Annotated in this window: 14 protein-coding genes and 1 tRNA gene; 2 read left to right on the top strand and 13 right to left on the bottom strand. The window is 70.0% G+C overall.

Features of this window, described 5'->3' with window-relative positions; all coding sequences use genetic code 11:
- Positions 1–56: 56 nt before the first annotated feature.
- From cysN to NHL60_RS06040, 7 genes are all read right to left on the bottom strand, one after another.
- Positions 57–1,493, bottom strand: a complete 1,437-nt coding sequence (cysN, locus tag NHL60_RS06070; RefSeq protein ID WP_253450224.1) for a sulfate adenylyltransferase subunit CysN — start codon at positions 1,491–1,493, stop codon at positions 57–59.
- A 53-nt stretch (positions 1,494–1,546) separates the two neighbouring features.
- A complete protein-coding gene (locus NHL60_RS06065) occupies positions 1,547–1,906 on the bottom strand; it encodes a four helix bundle protein (RefSeq protein ID WP_253450221.1) in 360 nt (119 codons plus the stop codon).
- A 71-nt stretch (positions 1,907–1,977) separates the two neighbouring features.
- The gene (cysD, locus tag NHL60_RS06060; RefSeq protein ID WP_253450218.1) at positions 1,978–2,946 is read right to left on the bottom strand and encodes a sulfate adenylyltransferase subunit CysD; all 969 of its coding nucleotides are present in this window, start codon (positions 2,944–2,946) and stop codon (positions 1,978–1,980) included.
- A 124-nt stretch (positions 2,947–3,070) separates the two neighbouring features.
- A complete protein-coding gene (locus NHL60_RS06055) occupies positions 3,071–3,805 on the bottom strand; it encodes a phosphodiesterase (RefSeq protein ID WP_253452043.1) in 735 nt (244 codons plus the stop codon).
- Positions 3,806–3,826: 21 nt separating this feature from the next.
- Positions 3,827–4,285, bottom strand: a complete 459-nt coding sequence (locus NHL60_RS06050; protein ID WP_253452041.1) for a DUF1249 domain-containing protein — start codon at positions 4,283–4,285, stop codon at positions 3,827–3,829.
- 31 nt (positions 4,286–4,316) lie between these two features.
- Positions 4,317–4,955, bottom strand: a complete 639-nt coding sequence (locus NHL60_RS06045; protein WP_253450215.1) for an NUDIX domain-containing protein — start codon at positions 4,953–4,955, stop codon at positions 4,317–4,319.
- 147 nt (positions 4,956–5,102) lie between these two features.
- Entirely contained in the window at positions 5,103–5,762 is a 660-nt protein-coding gene (locus tag NHL60_RS06040) for a hypothetical protein (RefSeq protein WP_253450212.1), read from the bottom strand.
- A gap of 207 nt (positions 5,763–5,969) precedes the next feature.
- Here NHL60_RS06040 and greB point away from each other — a divergent pair, with 207 nt between their 5' ends.
- Complete coding sequence (gene greB, locus NHL60_RS06035; protein ID WP_253450210.1) at positions 5,970–6,509, top strand: transcription elongation factor GreB; 540 nt, start codon at positions 5,970–5,972, stop codon at positions 6,507–6,509.
- Here greB and NHL60_RS06030 read toward each other — a convergent pair.
- The 5 genes from NHL60_RS06030 to NHL60_RS19560 are packed head-to-tail and all read right to left on the bottom strand — an operon-like array spanning position 6,475 to position 14,424.
- Entirely contained in the window at positions 6,475–7,581 is a 1,107-nt protein-coding gene (locus NHL60_RS06030) for a class I SAM-dependent methyltransferase (RefSeq protein WP_253450207.1), read from the bottom strand. The two genes, greB and NHL60_RS06030, sit on opposite strands and share 35 nt — an antisense overlap.
- On the bottom strand, positions 7,578–8,438 hold the full coding sequence (locus NHL60_RS06025) for a methyltransferase domain-containing protein (protein ID WP_253450204.1): 861 nt from the start codon (positions 8,436–8,438) through the stop codon (positions 7,578–7,580). The genes NHL60_RS06030 and NHL60_RS06025 overlap by 4 nt, the downstream gene beginning before the upstream one ends.
- 41 nt (positions 8,439–8,479) lie before the next feature.
- A complete protein-coding gene (locus NHL60_RS06020; protein ID WP_253450201.1) occupies positions 8,480–9,985 on the bottom strand; it encodes an amidase in 1,506 nt (501 codons plus the stop codon).
- A gap of 42 nt (positions 9,986–10,027) precedes the next feature.
- Positions 10,028–13,183 carry an efflux RND transporter permease subunit gene (locus NHL60_RS06015; RefSeq protein WP_253450198.1) on the bottom strand — a complete coding sequence of 1,052 codons (3,156 nt, stop codon included), beginning with the start codon at positions 13,181–13,183 and terminating at the stop codon, positions 10,028–10,030.
- Positions 13,180–14,424 carry an efflux RND transporter periplasmic adaptor subunit gene (locus tag NHL60_RS19560; protein ID WP_301271095.1) on the bottom strand — a complete coding sequence of 415 codons (1,245 nt, stop codon included), beginning with the start codon at positions 14,422–14,424 and terminating at the stop codon, positions 13,180–13,182. Before NHL60_RS19560 ends, NHL60_RS06015 begins: the two co-directional genes overlap by 4 nt.
- Positions 14,425–14,585: 161 nt before the next feature.
- Between NHL60_RS19560 and NHL60_RS06000 the strand changes: the two genes are divergently transcribed.
- Positions 14,586–14,662: transfer RNA gene (locus NHL60_RS06000), tRNA-Arg, on the top strand.
- Positions 14,663–14,729: 67 nt separating this feature from the next.
- Here the strand turns inward: NHL60_RS06000 and NHL60_RS05995 are convergent.
- Positions 14,730–15,386, bottom strand: coding sequence for a metalloregulator ArsR/SmtB family transcription factor (locus tag NHL60_RS05995; RefSeq protein WP_253450196.1), 657 nt, complete (start codon positions 15,384–15,386; stop codon positions 14,730–14,732).
- Between the last annotated feature and the right edge of the window lie 93 nt (positions 15,387–15,479).

The following is a 15,479-nucleotide window of genomic DNA, read 5'->3' as shown; positions in this document are numbered from 1 at the left end:
CCTCGACCCCGGGCATGGTCCGGGGTCGAGGCGTCTCAGGGAACAGCGCGGCGGCGTCAGAGAAGCTTGCGAATATCCTTCGCCTCCCAGTGGGGGAAGTACCTGCGCACCAGGGCATTGAGCTCCAGTTCGAAGCCGGCCCAGTCCACCTCGGTGGTACTCGCCGACTCGCCTTCCACCACGGCGCGGATCATGCCCGCCCCCAGGGTGGCGTTGGTCAGCCGATCGATGACGATGAAGCTGCCGGTACCGGGGCTCTTCGCATACTCGTCCAGGGGGACCTCGGCGGTGAGCCCCACCCGGCAGCGGGCGATGGCGTTGAGCGCGAGGCCCTCGGCTGGGTGGCGCTCCAGGGTGTTGACGTCCACCTGGTACAGGATCTCCTCCACCTGCCCCGCCACCGAGCGCCCGGCCAGGCGGATATCGACCTGGCGGCCCGGCTCGAGGGGCTTTTCGTGCATCCAGACGATATCCGCCTCGAAGGCGTGGGACATGGCCACCTCGGCGTCCGCCGCCACGATCCAGTCGCCCCGGGAGATATCGATCTCATCACTCAGGGTCACGGTGATCGCCTGGCCCGGCCAGGCCTCCTCCAGGTCGCCGTCCCAGGTCACGATGCGCTCAATGCTGGAGCGGCTGCCCGAGGGCAGCACCTTGACCGCCTGGCCCGGGCGCAGCACACCCGCCTCAAGAGTCCCGGCATAGCCTCGGAAGTCGAGGTTGGGACGGTTGACGATCTGCACCGGCAGGCGCAGGTCGGTCAGGTTGCGGTCGCGGCTCACCTCGACGCTCTCGAGCAGCTCCAGCAGGGTCGGGCCGGGCTGTCCCTCCACCCGATACCAGTCGAGGGCCTCGCTCCGGTTGACCACGTTATCGCCCTTGAGCGCCGAGAGCGGCACGAAGCGGATGTCCCGGGCCTGGAGCCTGTCGGCGATGGCCTGGTACTCCTCGACGATCTCGTCGAAGCGCGCCTGGGAGTAGTCGACGAGGTCCATCTTGTTGACCGCCACCACCAGGTGCTGGATGCCCAGCAGGTCGGCGATGAAGCTGTGGCGCCGGGTCTGGGTCTGCACCCCGTGGCGGGCATCGACCAGGATGATGGCGAGGCTCGCCGTGGAGGCCCCGGTGGCCATGTTGCGGGTGTACTGCTCGTGGCCGGGGGTGTCGGCGATGATGAACTTGCGCCTGTCGGTGGAGAAGAAGCGGTAGGCCACGTCGATGGTGATCCCCTGCTCCCGCTCCGACTGCAGGCCGTCCACCAGCAGGGCGAGATCCACCTCCTCGCCGGTGGTGCCCACCTTCTTCGAATCACGAGTGATGGCGGCGAGCTGGTCGTCGAAGATCATCTTGGAGTCGTGCAGCAGCCGCCCGATCAGGGTCGACTTGCCGTCGTCGACGCTGCCGCAGGTGATGAAGCGCAGCAGGTCCTTGTTCTCGTGCTCGTGCAGGTACTGCTCGATATTGTCGGCGATCAGAGTCGATTGGTGTGACATACCAAACCCTTTAGCTATAAGCCGTAAGCCGTAAGCCGTAAGTAAAACCAGCCCTAGCTTGCAGCAAAGTCTTCATTGTCCAGCGAGGTGATCAGGCCCTGCAGCATGGAAGAAATCTCCCGTGTCTCCTGCAGCCAATGTCGCCCCTGCTGGGCATCTATGTAGTCGATATCCATGCCGATGTAGACCTGTGTGCGCAGTTCAGAGCATGAACTTCTCGCGATAATCAGAAAATGCCGCTTGTCCCTGGTGGTAGAGCGCGTCATTCCTTCCGCGATATTGCTGGGTACGGACAGACCGGACCTCGTAATCTGATCCTTGAAACCAAAGTCCCTGAGGTCCCGCATCGCCTTGTAGAGCTCTGCCGACAGCCTGGCCGAGCGCTTCCACACCTGCAGCTTTTCGAAATTCATCGCCGTCACCTCTGCAAACTGTTCAGAGTACTTACAGCTTAGGACTTACGGCTCTTCTAGGCGCTGCGCGCCTAGAAGTACCCCTCGCGCTTCTTCTTCTCCATGGAGCCGGCCTGGTCGTGGTCGATGGCGCGGCCGCTGCGCTCGCTGGTGCGGGTCAGCAACATCTCCTGGATGATCTCGGGCAGGGTGGCGGCGGTGGACTCCACCGCCCCGGTGAGCGGGTAGCAGCCCAGGGTGCGGAAGCGCACCGAGCGCTCCTCGGGCACCTCGCCCTCGGCCAGGGGCAGGCGCTCGTCGTCGACCATCACCAGCATGCCGTCGCGCTCCACCACCGGGCGCGGGGCGCTGAAGTAGAGGGGCACGATGGGAATGGACTCCAGATAGATGTACTGCCAGATATCCAGCTCGGTCCAGTTGGAGAGCGGAAAGGCGCGGATCGACTCGCCCTTGCTGACCCGGGCGTTGTAGAGGTTCCAGAGCTCCGGGCGCTGGTTCTTGGGGTCCCAGCGGTGATAGCGGTCGCGGAAGGAGAAGACGCGCTCCTTGGCGCGGCTCGCCTCCTCGTCGCGGCGCGCCCCGCCGAAGGCGGCATCGAAGCCGTACTTATCCAGGGCCTGCTTGAGGGCCTGGGTCTTCATCACGTCGGTGTAGCCGCTGGAGCCGTGGTCGAAGGGGTTGATGCCGGCGGCCCGCCCCTCCTCGTTGGTATGCACCAGCAGCTCCATGCCCGCCTCTTCGGCCATGCGGTCGCGAAAGGCGATCATCTCGCGAAACTTCCAGGTGGTGTCCACGTGGAGCAGCGGAAAGGGCGGCGGCCCGGGATAGAAGGCCTTGCGCGCCAGGTGCAGCATGACCGCGGAGTCCTTGCCGATGGAGTAGAGCATCACCGGGTTGCCGAACTCGGCGACGACCTCGCGGATGATATGAATCGACTCGGCTTCGAGCTGCTGCAGATGGGTCAGCCGCTGCGGCGACAGCGCAGGGCGCTCGGCGGCCCCGGGGGAGGACACAGCGGTGGCGGCATGAAGAGTGGTCATGGCCCGGCTACCTCGCATGACGGTGGCATGGAAATCATGCGGACCAGATTAACGCCGGATTATTAATAACCCAAAAGAATTAATAGGACTCTTTTTATACCCAAAGACCGTCTATTCTCAATCATCACAGATCGACGCGCTCGACCCAGGTCGTGAAATCGCCTTCGCGCAGGTCGAGCACCCGGTAGCCGGGACGCGAGGCCTCGTCGATGGCGAAGGTCTCGGCGCCGGCCAGGAACTGGTCGGTGGTAGAGGGGCAGCCGAACACCGCGACTTCCCCCTGCTCGAGGCGCTGATGGCTGGCGAAGGCCTGATGGATATGGCCGCAGAGGATGCCTCGCACCTGGCCGTAGGCGGAGAGCGCCTGCCAGAAGGCCTCGCGATCCTTGAGCCCGAGCGCATCGATCCAGGCCGAGCCCACCGGCAGCGGCGGATGGTGCATGGCCAGCAAGGTCGGCCGGTCGTCCTCCTCCAGGCAGGCCGCCAGCGCCGCCAGGCGTTCGGCCCCAAGCTCGCCGTGGGGCTGACCGCTCACCGTGGTATCCAGCATCAGGATGCGCCAGGCGCCGATATCGAGCTCCTCGAGGAGCTCCCGGGTCTCCGCCATCAGCGCCGGATCGTCGTGGTTGCCCGGCAGCCAGAACCAGGGGGCCGCGAGGCGGTTCAGGGTGCGGGCCGCCAGCTGGTAGGAGGCCGGGGTCTCGTCGTTGCTGATATCGCCGGTCACCAGCACCATATCGGGGCGCTCGCCGTTGACCGCGGCCACCACCGCCTCCAGCTGGCGCAGCGGGAAACCCGCCCGGGCCCGGGCGGCGGGGTCGGCGTGCAGGTGGCAGTCACTGATCTGGATCAGTCGCATCATCGCAAAGGGGCCTCAGGGTCAGCGGATCACGGGAGAGTCGAGGGGGTGGTCGAGGGAGTGGCCGTGGGCCAGGCCGTGCTCCAGCCACTCGCCGAGGAAGCGGTTGAGCTGCAGCTTCTCGTCGGGCTGATGCATGCGCGCATTGGGGTAGCGGTAGCGGCCGTCGAAGTGGCGCTGGCGCTGGAAGTCGGTGACCTCGGCCATGCGCACGTCGTGATAGAGGTGGACCCGCATGCGCGGGGCCTCGATCAGCGAGTCGAGCACGCCGCTCTGGGTGACCCGCACCATGCTGGTATAGGGCGCCCGCTCCAGCAGCTCCAGGCGCAGCACGCCCAGCCAGCGGCCGTCGCTGATCAGCTCGACCTCCCGGCTCTCGCCGGCCTCCATGTCACCCAGCAGGCGAAGCAGGCGCAGGTAGTTGATGCTGCACTCGCTCTGCAGGCTTCTCAGGTCGGTCACATAGGCATTTCGCTGCACACCGTCTCTGCGCACGCTCTCGCTCCCCAAACTATCTCCTCGCTCTCAGTGATGCCCGCTCACCCGCCAGCCAGTAGAGGGCGATCAGACACATGGCATTGTCGAGTCTTCCGGCCTGCAGGAGTTCCCAGGCCCTGGCAAACGGTAGCACATGCACGCGGATATCTTCGTGCTCCTCGTCCAGGCCGTGCACGCCGCCGAGTCCCTCGCTGTCCAGCAGGCCGCAGAAGAGGCTGACCCGCTCGTCGCAGGCGCCGGGGCTCGGGTAGTAGGCATGCAGCGGAATCAGCGTCTCCACCCGGGCGCCCGCCTCCTCCATGGCCTCGCGACGGGCCACCTCGGCGGGGGACTCGCCCTCCTCCACCAGGCCCGCCACCACCTCGAGCTTCCAGGGGGAAGCGGGATCCTCCAGGGCGCCGGCGCGGAACTGCTCCACCAGCACCACGGCATCGCGCTCCACGTCGTAGAGCAGCACGCCCACGGCGTCGTGACGACGATGCACCTCGCGGGTCATGGTGCCGCTCCAGCCCCCTTCGAAGAGGCGGTGGCGAAGCTGCAGCGCCTCCAGGCGAAAGAAGCCCTGATGCAGGCAGCGGCGCTCCACCAGCTCCACGTCGGCGCGGGTAAAGGGCGCCGCGGCGAGGCTCGGGGCCTCGGGGGAGTCACTCATGGCGCTCTCCGGTCGCGTAAAAGATCCCATTATCGTGACCGGAAGCGCGGATGCCAAGCTGCGCCCCCTTACCCTGCTTTGGGGTCAGACCCTAAATTGGCTTAAGTGCCTGACCCCAAAGAGGAGTGAGGCCTACCTGGGCGCGCACTAGAGCCGTTCGAAGAGCTCCCGGGCCTCCTCGCGCAGGGCCTCGTCGGAGGCTTCGCGGTCGGGGCGGGCTTCCCCTTCCACGGCGCGGCGGGCGTGCTCCCGGGCCTCGTCGATGCGCCCCTCGTCCTCCAGGAAGGCGGCGTAGTAGAAGTTGACGTCGATACCGTCGGGACGAATGGAGAGCGCGCGCTGGAACATGCGCTCGGCGGTGTCGCTGTTGCCGAAGCCCACCGGGCGGCCCGGCGCGCGGTCGTAGAGGGCACCCAGGGTCACGTAGGCGGAGCCGTTGGCACCGTCGGGGTCGAGCTCGATGGCGCGCTCCAGGGCATCACGGGCGCTGCGCGCGCTGGAGAGCGCCCCCAGGCCGCTGCGCTCCCGGGCATAGGAGGCCTCGATGATGCCCTGCCACACCAGCGGCATGGCCTGGTCGGGGTGCTCGGCCACCAGCCGTTCGGCCTGGCCGGCAAGCGACCTCAGGCCGCCGCTGCGCTGGCCCTCCGCCTGCTCGGTGATCAGGCGCTCCCACTGGTTCTTCATGCCCTCGACCCGGTTTTCCCAGGCGTGAGCCGCGGCCAGCGGCAGGGCGGCGAGGCCAAGACTCAGCCCCAGGCTCAGGCTCAAGCCCTTGGCAGTGCTCAGCAGACGACGTCGAAACATGGCGAAACTCCTTACGGGCTCTTGTGTGGTTGTTGGGTATACCCACCCCGCAATGTAACGAACGTTTGAATGACTCGCCACCCCTCACCCCTCACCCCTCACCCCTCACCCCTCACCCCTCACCCCTCACCCCTCACCCCTCACTCCTTGGCCCTGCGCCCCGCTTGGCGTATGTTCCCCGCCAAAGCCCTATCACCGAGGTACCCAATGAAAGGCCGCAACATGACCCGCTGGCGCGACCCGGCCAAGGATCCGCGCCAGGAACCCAAGAGCCATCTGATCACCGCCGAGGGCGCCGAGCGGCTGCGCGGCATCCTCGACCATCTCTCCCGGGTCAAGCGCCCGGCGCTCTCCGCCAAGGTGGGCGAGGCCGCCGCCCTGGGCGACCGTTCGGAGAACGCCGACTACACCTACAACAAGAAGGAGCTCAACCGGGTGATCGCCCGGATCCGCTACCTGACCAAGCGGCTCGACGAGCTGACGGTGGTGGATCGCCTGCCGGCGGACACCGGAAAGGTATACTTCGGCGCCTTCGTGACCCTGGAGGACGAGGACGGCGAGGAGATGAGGATTCGCATCGTCGGACACGACGAGATCGACCCGGCGAAGCGCTGGATCAGCGTCGACTCCCCGCTGGCCAAGGCCCTGCTCGGCAAGCCCCTGGACGAGGAGGTGACGGTGGCCGCCCCGGGCGGGGAGACCACCTACGTGATCACCGAGATCGACTATCGCGACCCGGGGAAATAGCCCGGTAGACCCGGAAGCGGCGGTCATCGGCGAGGATCTCGAAGCCGCCGAAGGCGCGCTCGAGGAGATCCGGATAGGGCAGGAAGGCGTTGGCCACCAGGAAAAGCTGGCCGCCGGGCTTGAGGTGCGCCGGCGCCTCGAGGATCAGCCGCGCCGCGGGGCCGTAGTCGATGGCCCGCTCCTGGTGGAAGGGGGGGTTGCTGACGATGGTATCGAAGGTGCGCCCCGCCAGCGCCGAGTAGACGTCGCTTTCCAGCGTTTCTCCAGACAGGGCTTCTCCAGACAAAGCCTCGCCGGCCAAGGCGTTGGCCGCCAGGGTCCGCCGGGTCGCCTCCACCGCGAAGGCGTTGACGTCCACCGCCGTGACCGCCGCCCCGCGGCGCGCCAGCCAGGCGGCCAGGATGCCGTCGCCGCAGCCCATATCTAAAACATCGCCTGCCGGCAGCGCCCCGCGCAGGGTCTCCAGCAGCAGCCGGGTGCCATCGTCGAGCTTGCCGTGGCCGAAGACCCCGGGATGGCTGGCCAGAAGCAGGCGCTCGCCGTCCGGCTCGACTTCGAAGGCCGTCCAGGCCGCGTCCGGGTCGATCCCCACGGGGCCCAGCCGCGTCTCGAAGAGCGAGCAGCGCCGGGCGCTGTCGAGCTTGCGACAGCCGAGCCCCAGCGCCGCCAGCACCTTGAGCACCCGTTTGATGCCCCCCTGGTTCTCCCCCACCAGCTGCAGCGGCGTGCCCTCGGGCAGGGTCGCGCAGAGCCACAGCAGCCACCACTCCCCCAGGGCATGGCTCTTGGGCCAGAACAGCACGGCCCCCTTCGGCGCCTCTTCATCGCCGGCCGGCTGGGGGTCGAGGGGCAGAGGCTGGAAGGGAGAGTGCGCGGGACGCCCGGCGGCCTGCCAGGCCGCGCGCACCGCCAGATCGGCGCTGATGGCCACGCCCTGCCCCGACTCCAGCCAGGGGTCCCGGGGCGGGGCCACCCACCACCAGCCGCGGTAGTCGGCCGCCTGGCGCGCCAGCAGCTGGCAGGTGGGCGTCTGGGCAGCGCCTGAAGCGGGCGCCGAAGTCTCGTGGGTCACGCTTGGGACTCCTTGTCTGTGTCTGGCAAAGGGGGCCGGGTCTCGGGAGAGGTGGCGGGGCGCACCAGGGTGTAGAGCAGGTAGCGCCCCAGGCGCCAGTGGGGGTCGACCCGGCAGTAGCGGCGCTCCAGGGCCAGCAGCGCCTCGCGGTCGGCGTCGCTCTGCGGCGGCTGGCGCAGGTAGTCGTTGAAGATGCGGATGCCGGCCACCCCGCGGATCGCAAGCCCGCACTCGGCGCTCCAGGCCTCGACCTGGGCATGGGTCAGCGGCGAGATCGGCGTCAGGCGCAGGCGCTCACCCCTGCCCTCCAGACGATCGGCCAGGGCCTTTTCCAGGTTGCCCTTCACCACGTTGGAGAAGCGCAGGGCGTCGCGGTTGAAGACCATTAGCGAGAGCTGCCCGCCGGGGGCCAGCAGGCCCGACAGGGTAGCGAGGGCCGCGCGCGGATCGCCCAGCCACTCCAGCACCGCATGGCAGGCGATCAGCGACCAGGGGCCCGGCGCCTGCTCGGGCAGCGCCTGGAGCGGGGCCTGGATCAGGCGGACCTCTTGCCCCTCGAGGAAGTCGCCGGCCCGGGCCAGCATCTCGCCGGAGGGCTCGGCCAGGGTCACGGCGTGGCCGCGCTCGGCGAACCAGCCCGCCAGCTGCCCCAGGCCGCCCCCCACGTCGAGCAGCGGCTGGCCGTAAAGCTCGAGCATTTCCGGCAGCAGCTGGTCGAGCAGCGCCAGGCGCAGCTCACCCCGTACGCCGCCGTAGAGGCTGGCGGCGAACTTGTCGGCCAGGCCGTCGAAGTGGCGATCGCCCGCGGCGGACAGGAACGACGCAGAGGGTGTCGGGGTCTCAGGAGTCTTGGGCATGGGGCACACGTCGGCAATGTCGGCGGGCATTCTACCTGAACTTAACGGCTTGGCGGCCGGGGCAGATGGCGGCCCCAGGCCACCTCGGCCTCGAGCCGGGCGGCCAGGGCCAGCAGGCGCTTCTCGTCGCCCATGGGGCCGAGCACCTGGACGCCCACCGGCAGCCCCTCGGGGGTGATATGCAGCGGCAGCGACATGGCCGGCTGGCCGGTGAGGTTGGCCAGCTGGGTGTAGGGAGTGCGACGCAGCGAGTCCGCCGCCAGGCGCTTGAGCATCCCCGCCCTGAGCGCCAGGTGGGCGCTGCCGGGAATGGCCAGCAGTGACATCAGCCGCTCCCGAGCCGCCGAGGGGTAGAGCTCACCGCGTCGGGGGGCCGGGGTGGCGGCCACCGGCATCAGGAGCATATCGAAGCGGCGATGGAAGGCCGCCATCTCCCGGGCCGCCTGGTTCCAGTAGCGCTTGGCGCTCTCGTAGTCCCGGGCCGGCAGGCAGCGCCCCAGGCGGCCGATGGCGCGCGTAGAGGGCTCCAGGGCAAGCCGGGCCACCGGCACGCCGGTCTGCTCGCTGATCCAGGCGAGATCTGCCGCCAGGTGGCCAAGATAGAGGGTGAGGTAGCTGTCGGCCAGGGCCTCGCCGTCTACCGGCGGGTCGGCCCACTCCACATGATGGCCCAGCCCCTCCAGGCGCGCGGCGGCCTGCTCCACGGCGCGGCGCACCTCGGGGTCCAGGCGGGTGCCCAGGGGCGCCCCCAGGGGCTCGCCCAGGGAGACCGCCACCCGCAGCCCCTCAGGCGGGCGCTCCAGCGCCGCCAGGAAGCCCGCCTCCCGGGGCAGCGGCCAGGGGCTCCCCTCGTCCATGCCGTTGGTGGCATCCAGCAGGGCGGCGCTGTCGCGCACGCTGCGGGTCAGGGCGTGCTCCACCACCGCCCCCTGCCATACCTCGCCGAACATGGGGCCCAGGGGCACCCTGCCCCGGGAGGGCTTGAGGCCAAAGAGGCCGCAGTGGCTCGCGGGGATGCGAATGGAGCCGCCGCCGTCGCCGGCCAAGGCCAGGGGCACCAGGCCTCCGGCCACCGCCGCGGCCGACCCGCCGCTGGAGCCCCCCGGGGAGTGGGTCGGCGCCCAGGGGTTGATCGGATGGGGAAAGGCCTTCGGCTCGGTGATGCCCATCAGCCCCAGCTCCGGGGTGGCGGTCTGGCCGAGAATCGCGAAGCCGGCCTCGCGAACGCGCCGCACCAGGCTCGAGTCCTCGGGGGCACGCCACTCGGCCATTGCCGCGCTGCCGAAGGCCAGCGGCTCGCCGCCGATGGCCATCAGCAGGTCCTTGGTCAGGGTGGGCACCCCGGCGAAGGGGGCGCCGGCGTCCAGGGCGCGCGCCTCCTCGGCGGCGCGCTCGAAGCGGGTGCGCACCACCGCCCCGAGGGCGGGGTTGTCCGCCTCGATCGCCGTGCAGGCGGCAGCCAGCACCTCTTCCCGGCTCACCTCGCCGGCGCGAATCAGCGCCGCCAGCCCCAGGGCGTCATGGGCCCGATAGTCGCCAACGTCCATGGTCTGCCTCCCCTCCTGCGCTTGGCTGGTCGAGGCTCCAGCCTAGCCCTCCGCGCCCGGGGCTGTCACTGCCCGCCGCCGAGCCAGCCGTTCCCGACCGTGCTCCAGCCAGGAGAGCAGCGCCGGGGTGACCAGCAGCACCAGGAAGGTGGAGCCGCCGAGGCCAAAGGCGATGGAGGTGGCCATGGGAATCAGGAACTGCGCCTGCAGAGAGGTCTCGAAGAGCAGCGGCAGAAGCCCGCCGATGGTGGTCAGGGAGGTGAGCAGCACCGCCCTCACCCGCTGCACCACCGCCTCGTTGAGCGCCTCGTCGATGGCGAGTCCTCGCTCACGCTGCTCCCGATAGAAGCTCACCAGGATGATGGCGTTGTTGACCACGATGCCGGAGAGCCCGAAGAGGCCGAACAGCGAGAGAATCGTCAGGTCGATGCCTAGGGCCCAGTGGCCCAGCAGCGCTCCCACCAGAGAGAAGGGGATGATCGCCATGACGATCAGCGGCAGGCTCCAGGAAGCGAACACCCAGGTCAGCACCCCGTACATCAGCGCCACCCCCACCATCAGGCCCAGGCGCATGTCGGCCAGGGTCTCGCGCTGGTCGGCGGCGCGCCCCTCGAAGCTGTAGTGCAGGTGGTGCTCCCGGGCCAGGGAGGGCAGCAGCTCGGAGGAGAGGCTCTCCAGCACCTGCTCCGCCGAGGTCACCGAGGTGTCGAGCTCGGCGGTGACCTCCACCGCCAGCTGGCCATCGGCGTGGCGCAGCGCCTCGAAGCCCTGTCGGTGGTCCAGGGCCATCACCTGGGCCAGCGGCACCTGGCGGCCATCGGGGAGGCTCACCGCCAGGGACTCCAGGGTGGCCAGCCGCTCGCGCTGCGCCCGGGGCAGCTGCACCCGCACCTCGATCTCGTCGGCCCCGGCCTGGTGAATCTGCACGATCTGGCCGTCGAAGGCGGTGCGCAGCTGGCGCCCCAGCTCGGCGGTGGTCAGGCCCAGGGCCTCGCCATAGGCGTTGACCCGATAGACCAGCTGCTCGCGGCCCCAGGGCATGTCGTCCTCGGTATCGAGCACCCCGGGCAGCCCCGCCATGGCCTGGGCCAGGGTATCGGCGGCCAGGCGCAGCGACAGCGCATCCTCTCCGGTCAGGCGCACGTTGACGTCGCGCCCCGGCGGGCCGGCGGCGCGCTCGTTGATATTGAGCGACTCCAGCCCCGCCGGCTCCCGGATGCGCTCCCGCCAGGCGCGGATAAAGGCGGCGTTGCGCACCTCCCGGTGATCCGGCGAGATCAGTTCGATCATCAGCGAGCCCACGTCATCGGCGGTGCGCCCGGGGGAGCCCCCCTCCAGGGTGGTGCCGTAGCGCGATACCGCCACCCGGACCAGGCCGCCCCCCAGCGCCTCGTCGGTCTCCTCCAGGGTCACCTGCAGGTGGTCGATGAACTCGGCCACCCGGGCGCGGTCGGTGCCGGCCACGAAACCGGCGTTGGCGTAGACCACGCTGGACTCCGGCGCCGGGAAGAAGTTGAAGCCCATGCGCCCGCCGGCCAGCAGCCCCGCGGTGACCAGGGTCACGGCCAGGGCCGCGGCCACGGTGGCGCCGCGATGGCGCAGGGTCAGCGCCGAGAAGCGCCGGAAGGGGCCCTGGCGGAAGGCATCGAAGCGCGCCTCGAAGCCCTCCCGCAGCCGGGAGATGCCGCGCGGGCGCTGCGCCTGTGCCTGGCCGGACTTCCCCTTCCCGCTCGGCACGAAGGCGTTGCGCAGGTGGGCCGGCAGCACCACGAAGCACTCCAGCAGCGAGGCGATCAGCACGCAGATCATGATCACCGGGATATCGCCGAGGATGTTGCCGATCACGCCACCCACCATCAGGAGCGGCATGAAGGCCGCCACCGTGGTCAGCGACGAGGCCACCACCGGCCACAGCATGCGCCGGGCCGCCCCCGCCGAGGCGTGGCGCGGCGCTTCCCCGGCCCGGTAGTGGGCGTCGGCGTCCTCCCCCACCACGATGGCGTCATCGACGATCACCCCCAGCGCCATAATCAGCGCGAACAGCGACATCATGTTGATGGAGCCACCGATGCCCCAGAACACGCCCAGGGCCGCCATGAAGGCGGTGGGAATGCCGATGGCCACCCACAGCGCCACCCGGGCCGGCAGGAAGAAGTAGAGCAGGATCACCACCAGCAGCAGGCCGCTGGCGCCGTTGACCAGCAGCAGCGAGATGCGGTCGTCGATCAGCTGCCAGGACTCGTCGTAGACCTCCATCTCCACCCCCGGCGGCAGGGTCGGCCGGGTCTCCTCCACCCAGCCCGCCAGCACCCGGGCCGCGGCCAGGGAGTTGCCCGCCTCGGCGCGCTGCAGGATCAGCTCCGCCGCCGGCTGGCCGCGGTAGGCGAGCTCCACCTGCCCCTCCCGGGGCTCCTGGCGGATCACCGCGATATCGCCCAGGCGCAGCTGCACCCGGTCGCCGCTGAGGATCGGCAGGCTCTCGAAGCCCAGCGCATCGCGACGCTGCTCGAGGGAGCGCAGCTCCCGGGCGCTATCGCGCTGGCCCAGCAGCCCCGCCGGCAGGTCACGGGACATACCCTCCACCCGGGCGGCGATATCGCCGAGGGAGAGCCCCAGGCCCTGGAGGCGCTCCGCCGGCACCTCGATGCTGATCTGCTGGGCCGGCAGACCGGTGATCTCCACCCGGTCGATGCCGGCCAGCAGCAGCTCGTCCTCGAACCGCTGGGCCAGCTGGCGCAGCTCCGCCGGGGCCAGGTCGCCGTGGACCAGCAGCCGGGCCACCGGCTCGTAGCGGGCCAGCCGCGACACCTCCGGGGCCTCGGCGTCCGCCGGCAGGTTGGTAAAGCTGCCCACCTGCTGGCGCACGTCGTCCAGTGCCAGCACCGGGTCCGAGCCCTCCTGGAACTCCAGGGTGATATTGGCGATGCCCTGGGCGGAGGTGGAGGTCATGCGCTTGAGTCCGTCGAGGCTGCGCAGGCGCTGCTCCAGGGGGTTGGTGATGCCCTGCTCGATATCCTCCGCGGAGGCCCCGGACCACACCACCCGCACGCTGACCACGTCCAGGGCGAAGGTGGGGAAGAACTGGATGTTCATGCGCGCGATGCCAAGCGCCCCCGCCAGCAACATCACCAGCATCACCAGGTTGGCGGCCACCTTGTGGTGGACGAAGAAGCCGATCACCCCGCCGCGCCGCCTCATGGGGTCGGCTCCTCGGCCATCTCTTCAGCGACCTCGACCCTGAGCCCCTGCATGGCGTTGGGCAGGTGAGTGGCGATCACCCGGTCCCCCTCGGCGAGGCCCGGCGCGCGCACCAGCAGCCAGCGCTCGCCGTCGGGCCCCAGGGTCTCGCCCAGCCGCTCCACCCGCGCTCGCTCGAGGCGGGAATCCTCATCGATGCGATAGAGCAGGTCGCTGCCGTGCAGGGCGCTGAAGGGCACCGCCAGGGCATCGGCCACCGTGGGGCGCCTGAGCAGCACCGCCACCAGGGCCCCGGGGCGCAGCCCGCCGGCCTCCCCCTCAAGAGTCAGAATCGCCTCGGTGCCGGAAGGGTCGCTGTCGCCGGCCAGCCGCGACAGCAAGAAGCGCTGCCCCCCCTCCTCGGCCACGGCTGACAGGGCCTCGCCCCGGGCCAGGCTCTCGGCGAGCTCGTTCTGGAAGCGGCTCGGCACCCGGGCGCGCAGCTCCAGCCCCCCCACCGGATAGAGCGAAAGCAGCGCCGCCCGGGCCGCCACCTGGTCCCCCGGCGCCACCTGCACCTCGCTGACCACCCCGTCGAAGGGCGCCACCACCCGGCCCCGCTCGGCGTCACGCCGGGCGCTGGCCAGGGCGGCACGGGCGCGGGCCAGCCGCGCCTCCAGGCTGGCCAGCCGCGACGGATGCTCGGCCACCGCGCTCTCCCGGGTGGTCACGCTGAGCTGGGCCCGGGCCACCGCGTCCCGGGCGCTATCCAGGTCGGTCTGGGAGGCCAGGTTGCGCTGGGCCAGGGAGCTGTTGCGCTCCAGCTGGCGGTTGGCACTGGCCAGGATCTCCCTTTCCCGGGCCAGGGCGGTGCGGTCGTTGGCGTGGCGGATGCGCTCGTTCTCCACCTGGGCCTCCAGGTCGGCCACCTCCGCCTCGGCCTGATGGAGCGGCGGCAGCAGGTCGGCGTCATCCAGGGCCACCAGCAGCTCGCCCGCCTCCACCCGCTGGCCATCGCGCACCGGGCGCTCGGCGACCCGGGCGGCGACAGGCGCCACCAGGCGCACCCGCTCCGGTGCCACCAGCTCGCCGAAGAGCGGCAGCACCGGCACCCGCTCGGCGGGGGCCACCGCCATGGCCTCCACCCGCCAGCTGCGCTCCTCGGGCTGGGCCGGGGGCGGCTCGGGGCGGGTCAGGCGCAGGGCCATGAAACCGGCGATGCCGAGGGCGAGAATCAACAGGGGAAGCAGGCGCTTGAGCATGGGGAGGTCCGGGACAGGAAAATGAAGCGGGGCCTACTATACGCTTGCCGGGGCTGGCAACGAACGGCCGAGGCCAACGGTGCGGCAAGGTTACGCAGCCCCGCTCCTCGACGCCTGCGGTTTATCTCGGCGCCGACTTTCCCTATAATGCGCCCCGCGCTGCCCCCTTAGCTCAGCTGGATAGAGCGTCCCCCTCCTAAGGGGAAGGTCTCAGGTTCGAATCCTGAAGGGGGCGCCACCGACTCCATGACGGCCACCCGGCAACTTGTTGCCGCGGTGGCCGTTCTCGTTGGCAAAGCCACCCCCTATACCACCGGCAGCCCCGCCGCCTTCCACTCCGGAAAGCCCTCTTCGAAGCGACGCACCGGGTAGCCCAGCTGCCGCAGCCGCTGCACCGCCTCGTGGGAGAGCGCACAGTAGGGCCCGCGGCAGTAGGCGACGATCTCCCGGTCCCTTGGCAGCCGCTCCAGCATCGCATCCAGCTGCGCCAAGGGGATGTTGATCGCCTCGGGCAGGTGGCCGGCGGCGAACTCGTCCTCGGGCCGCACGTCCAGCAGCGCCACCCGGCCCTCTGCAAGCCCTGCCAGCAGCGCCTCCCGGGAGACCGCCTCCAGGGCCCCGTCCGCATCGTCATCGGCGAAGAGCCGGCCCACCAGGCGCTCCATCTCCGCCAGATTGGTCTCGGCCACCTCCCGAAGCAGCCCCATCAGGGTGACGATCCGCTCGTCGGTGAGCCGGTAGATCATCTGCTTGCCGGCCCGGGTCGCGGTAACGAGCCCCGCACGGCGCAGCTGCTGCAGGTGCTGGGAGGCGTTGCCCACCGTGAGCCCGGCGGTAGCGGCCAGGGTCTCCACCGGCGCCTCGCCCTGGGCCAGGCGCTCGAGCAGCGCCAGGCGGTGGCCGTTGCCCAGGGCGCGGGCGACCTGAGCCAGGATATCCAGTAGCTGCTGTTGATCGGTCATCTACGCTCTCCTGCCTGCCAGGCGCCCATTGTGCCCCTTGACAGGGTGTGGCTTCCATTACCATCATTCAATTAATCTATTGAATGATAATTA

Source organism: Halomonas sp. Y3, from assembly GCF_024137965.1.
GTDB lineage: Bacteria > Pseudomonadota > Gammaproteobacteria > Pseudomonadales > Halomonadaceae > Halomonas > Halomonas mongoliensis.
The sequence above is the reverse complement of the archived record's forward strand: the minus strand, read 5'-3'. Positions and strand labels throughout refer to the sequence as shown.

What these genes read in the sequence shown, in the direction of transcription:
- cysN (WP_253450224.1), bottom strand. Translation starts at nt 1,493, where the DNA reads ATGTCACACCAATCGACTCTGATCGCCGACAATATCGAGCAGTACCTG.
- NHL60_RS06065 (WP_253450221.1), bottom strand. Translation starts at nt 1,906, where the DNA reads ATGAATTTCGAAAAGCTGCAGGTGTGGAAGCGCTCGGCCAGGCTGTCG.
- cysD (WP_253450218.1), bottom strand. Translation starts at nt 2,946, where the DNA reads ATGACCACTCTTCATGCCGCCACCGCTGTGTCCTCCCCCGGGGCCGCC.
- NHL60_RS06055 (WP_253452043.1), bottom strand. Translation starts at nt 3,805, where the DNA reads ATGCGACTGATCCAGATCAGTGACTGCCACCTGCACGCCGACCCCGCC.
- NHL60_RS06045 (WP_253450215.1), bottom strand. Translation starts at nt 4,955, where the DNA reads ATGAGTGACTCCCCCGAGGCCCCGAGCCTCGCCGCGGCGCCCTTTACC.
- NHL60_RS06040 (WP_253450212.1), bottom strand. Translation starts at nt 5,762, where the DNA reads ATGTTTCGACGTCGTCTGCTGAGCACTGCCAAGGGCTTGAGCCTGAGC.
- greB (WP_253450210.1), top strand. Translation starts at nt 5,970, where the DNA reads ATGAAAGGCCGCAACATGACCCGCTGGCGCGACCCGGCCAAGGATCCG.
- NHL60_RS06025 (WP_253450204.1), bottom strand. Translation starts at nt 8,438, where the DNA reads ATGCCCAAGACTCCTGAGACCCCGACACCCTCTGCGTCGTTCCTGTCC.
- NHL60_RS06020 (WP_253450201.1), bottom strand. Translation starts at nt 9,985, where the DNA reads ATGGACGTTGGCGACTATCGGGCCCATGACGCCCTGGGGCTGGCGGCG.
- NHL60_RS06015 (WP_253450198.1), bottom strand. Translation starts at nt 13,183, where the DNA reads ATGAGGCGGCGCGGCGGGGTGATCGGCTTCTTCGTCCACCACAAGGTG.
- NHL60_RS19560 (WP_301271095.1), bottom strand. Translation starts at nt 14,424, where the DNA reads ATGCTCAAGCGCCTGCTTCCCCTGTTGATTCTCGCCCTCGGCATCGCC.
- NHL60_RS05995 (WP_253450196.1), bottom strand. Translation starts at nt 15,386, where the DNA reads ATGACCGATCAACAGCAGCTACTGGATATCCTGGCTCAGGTCGCCCGC.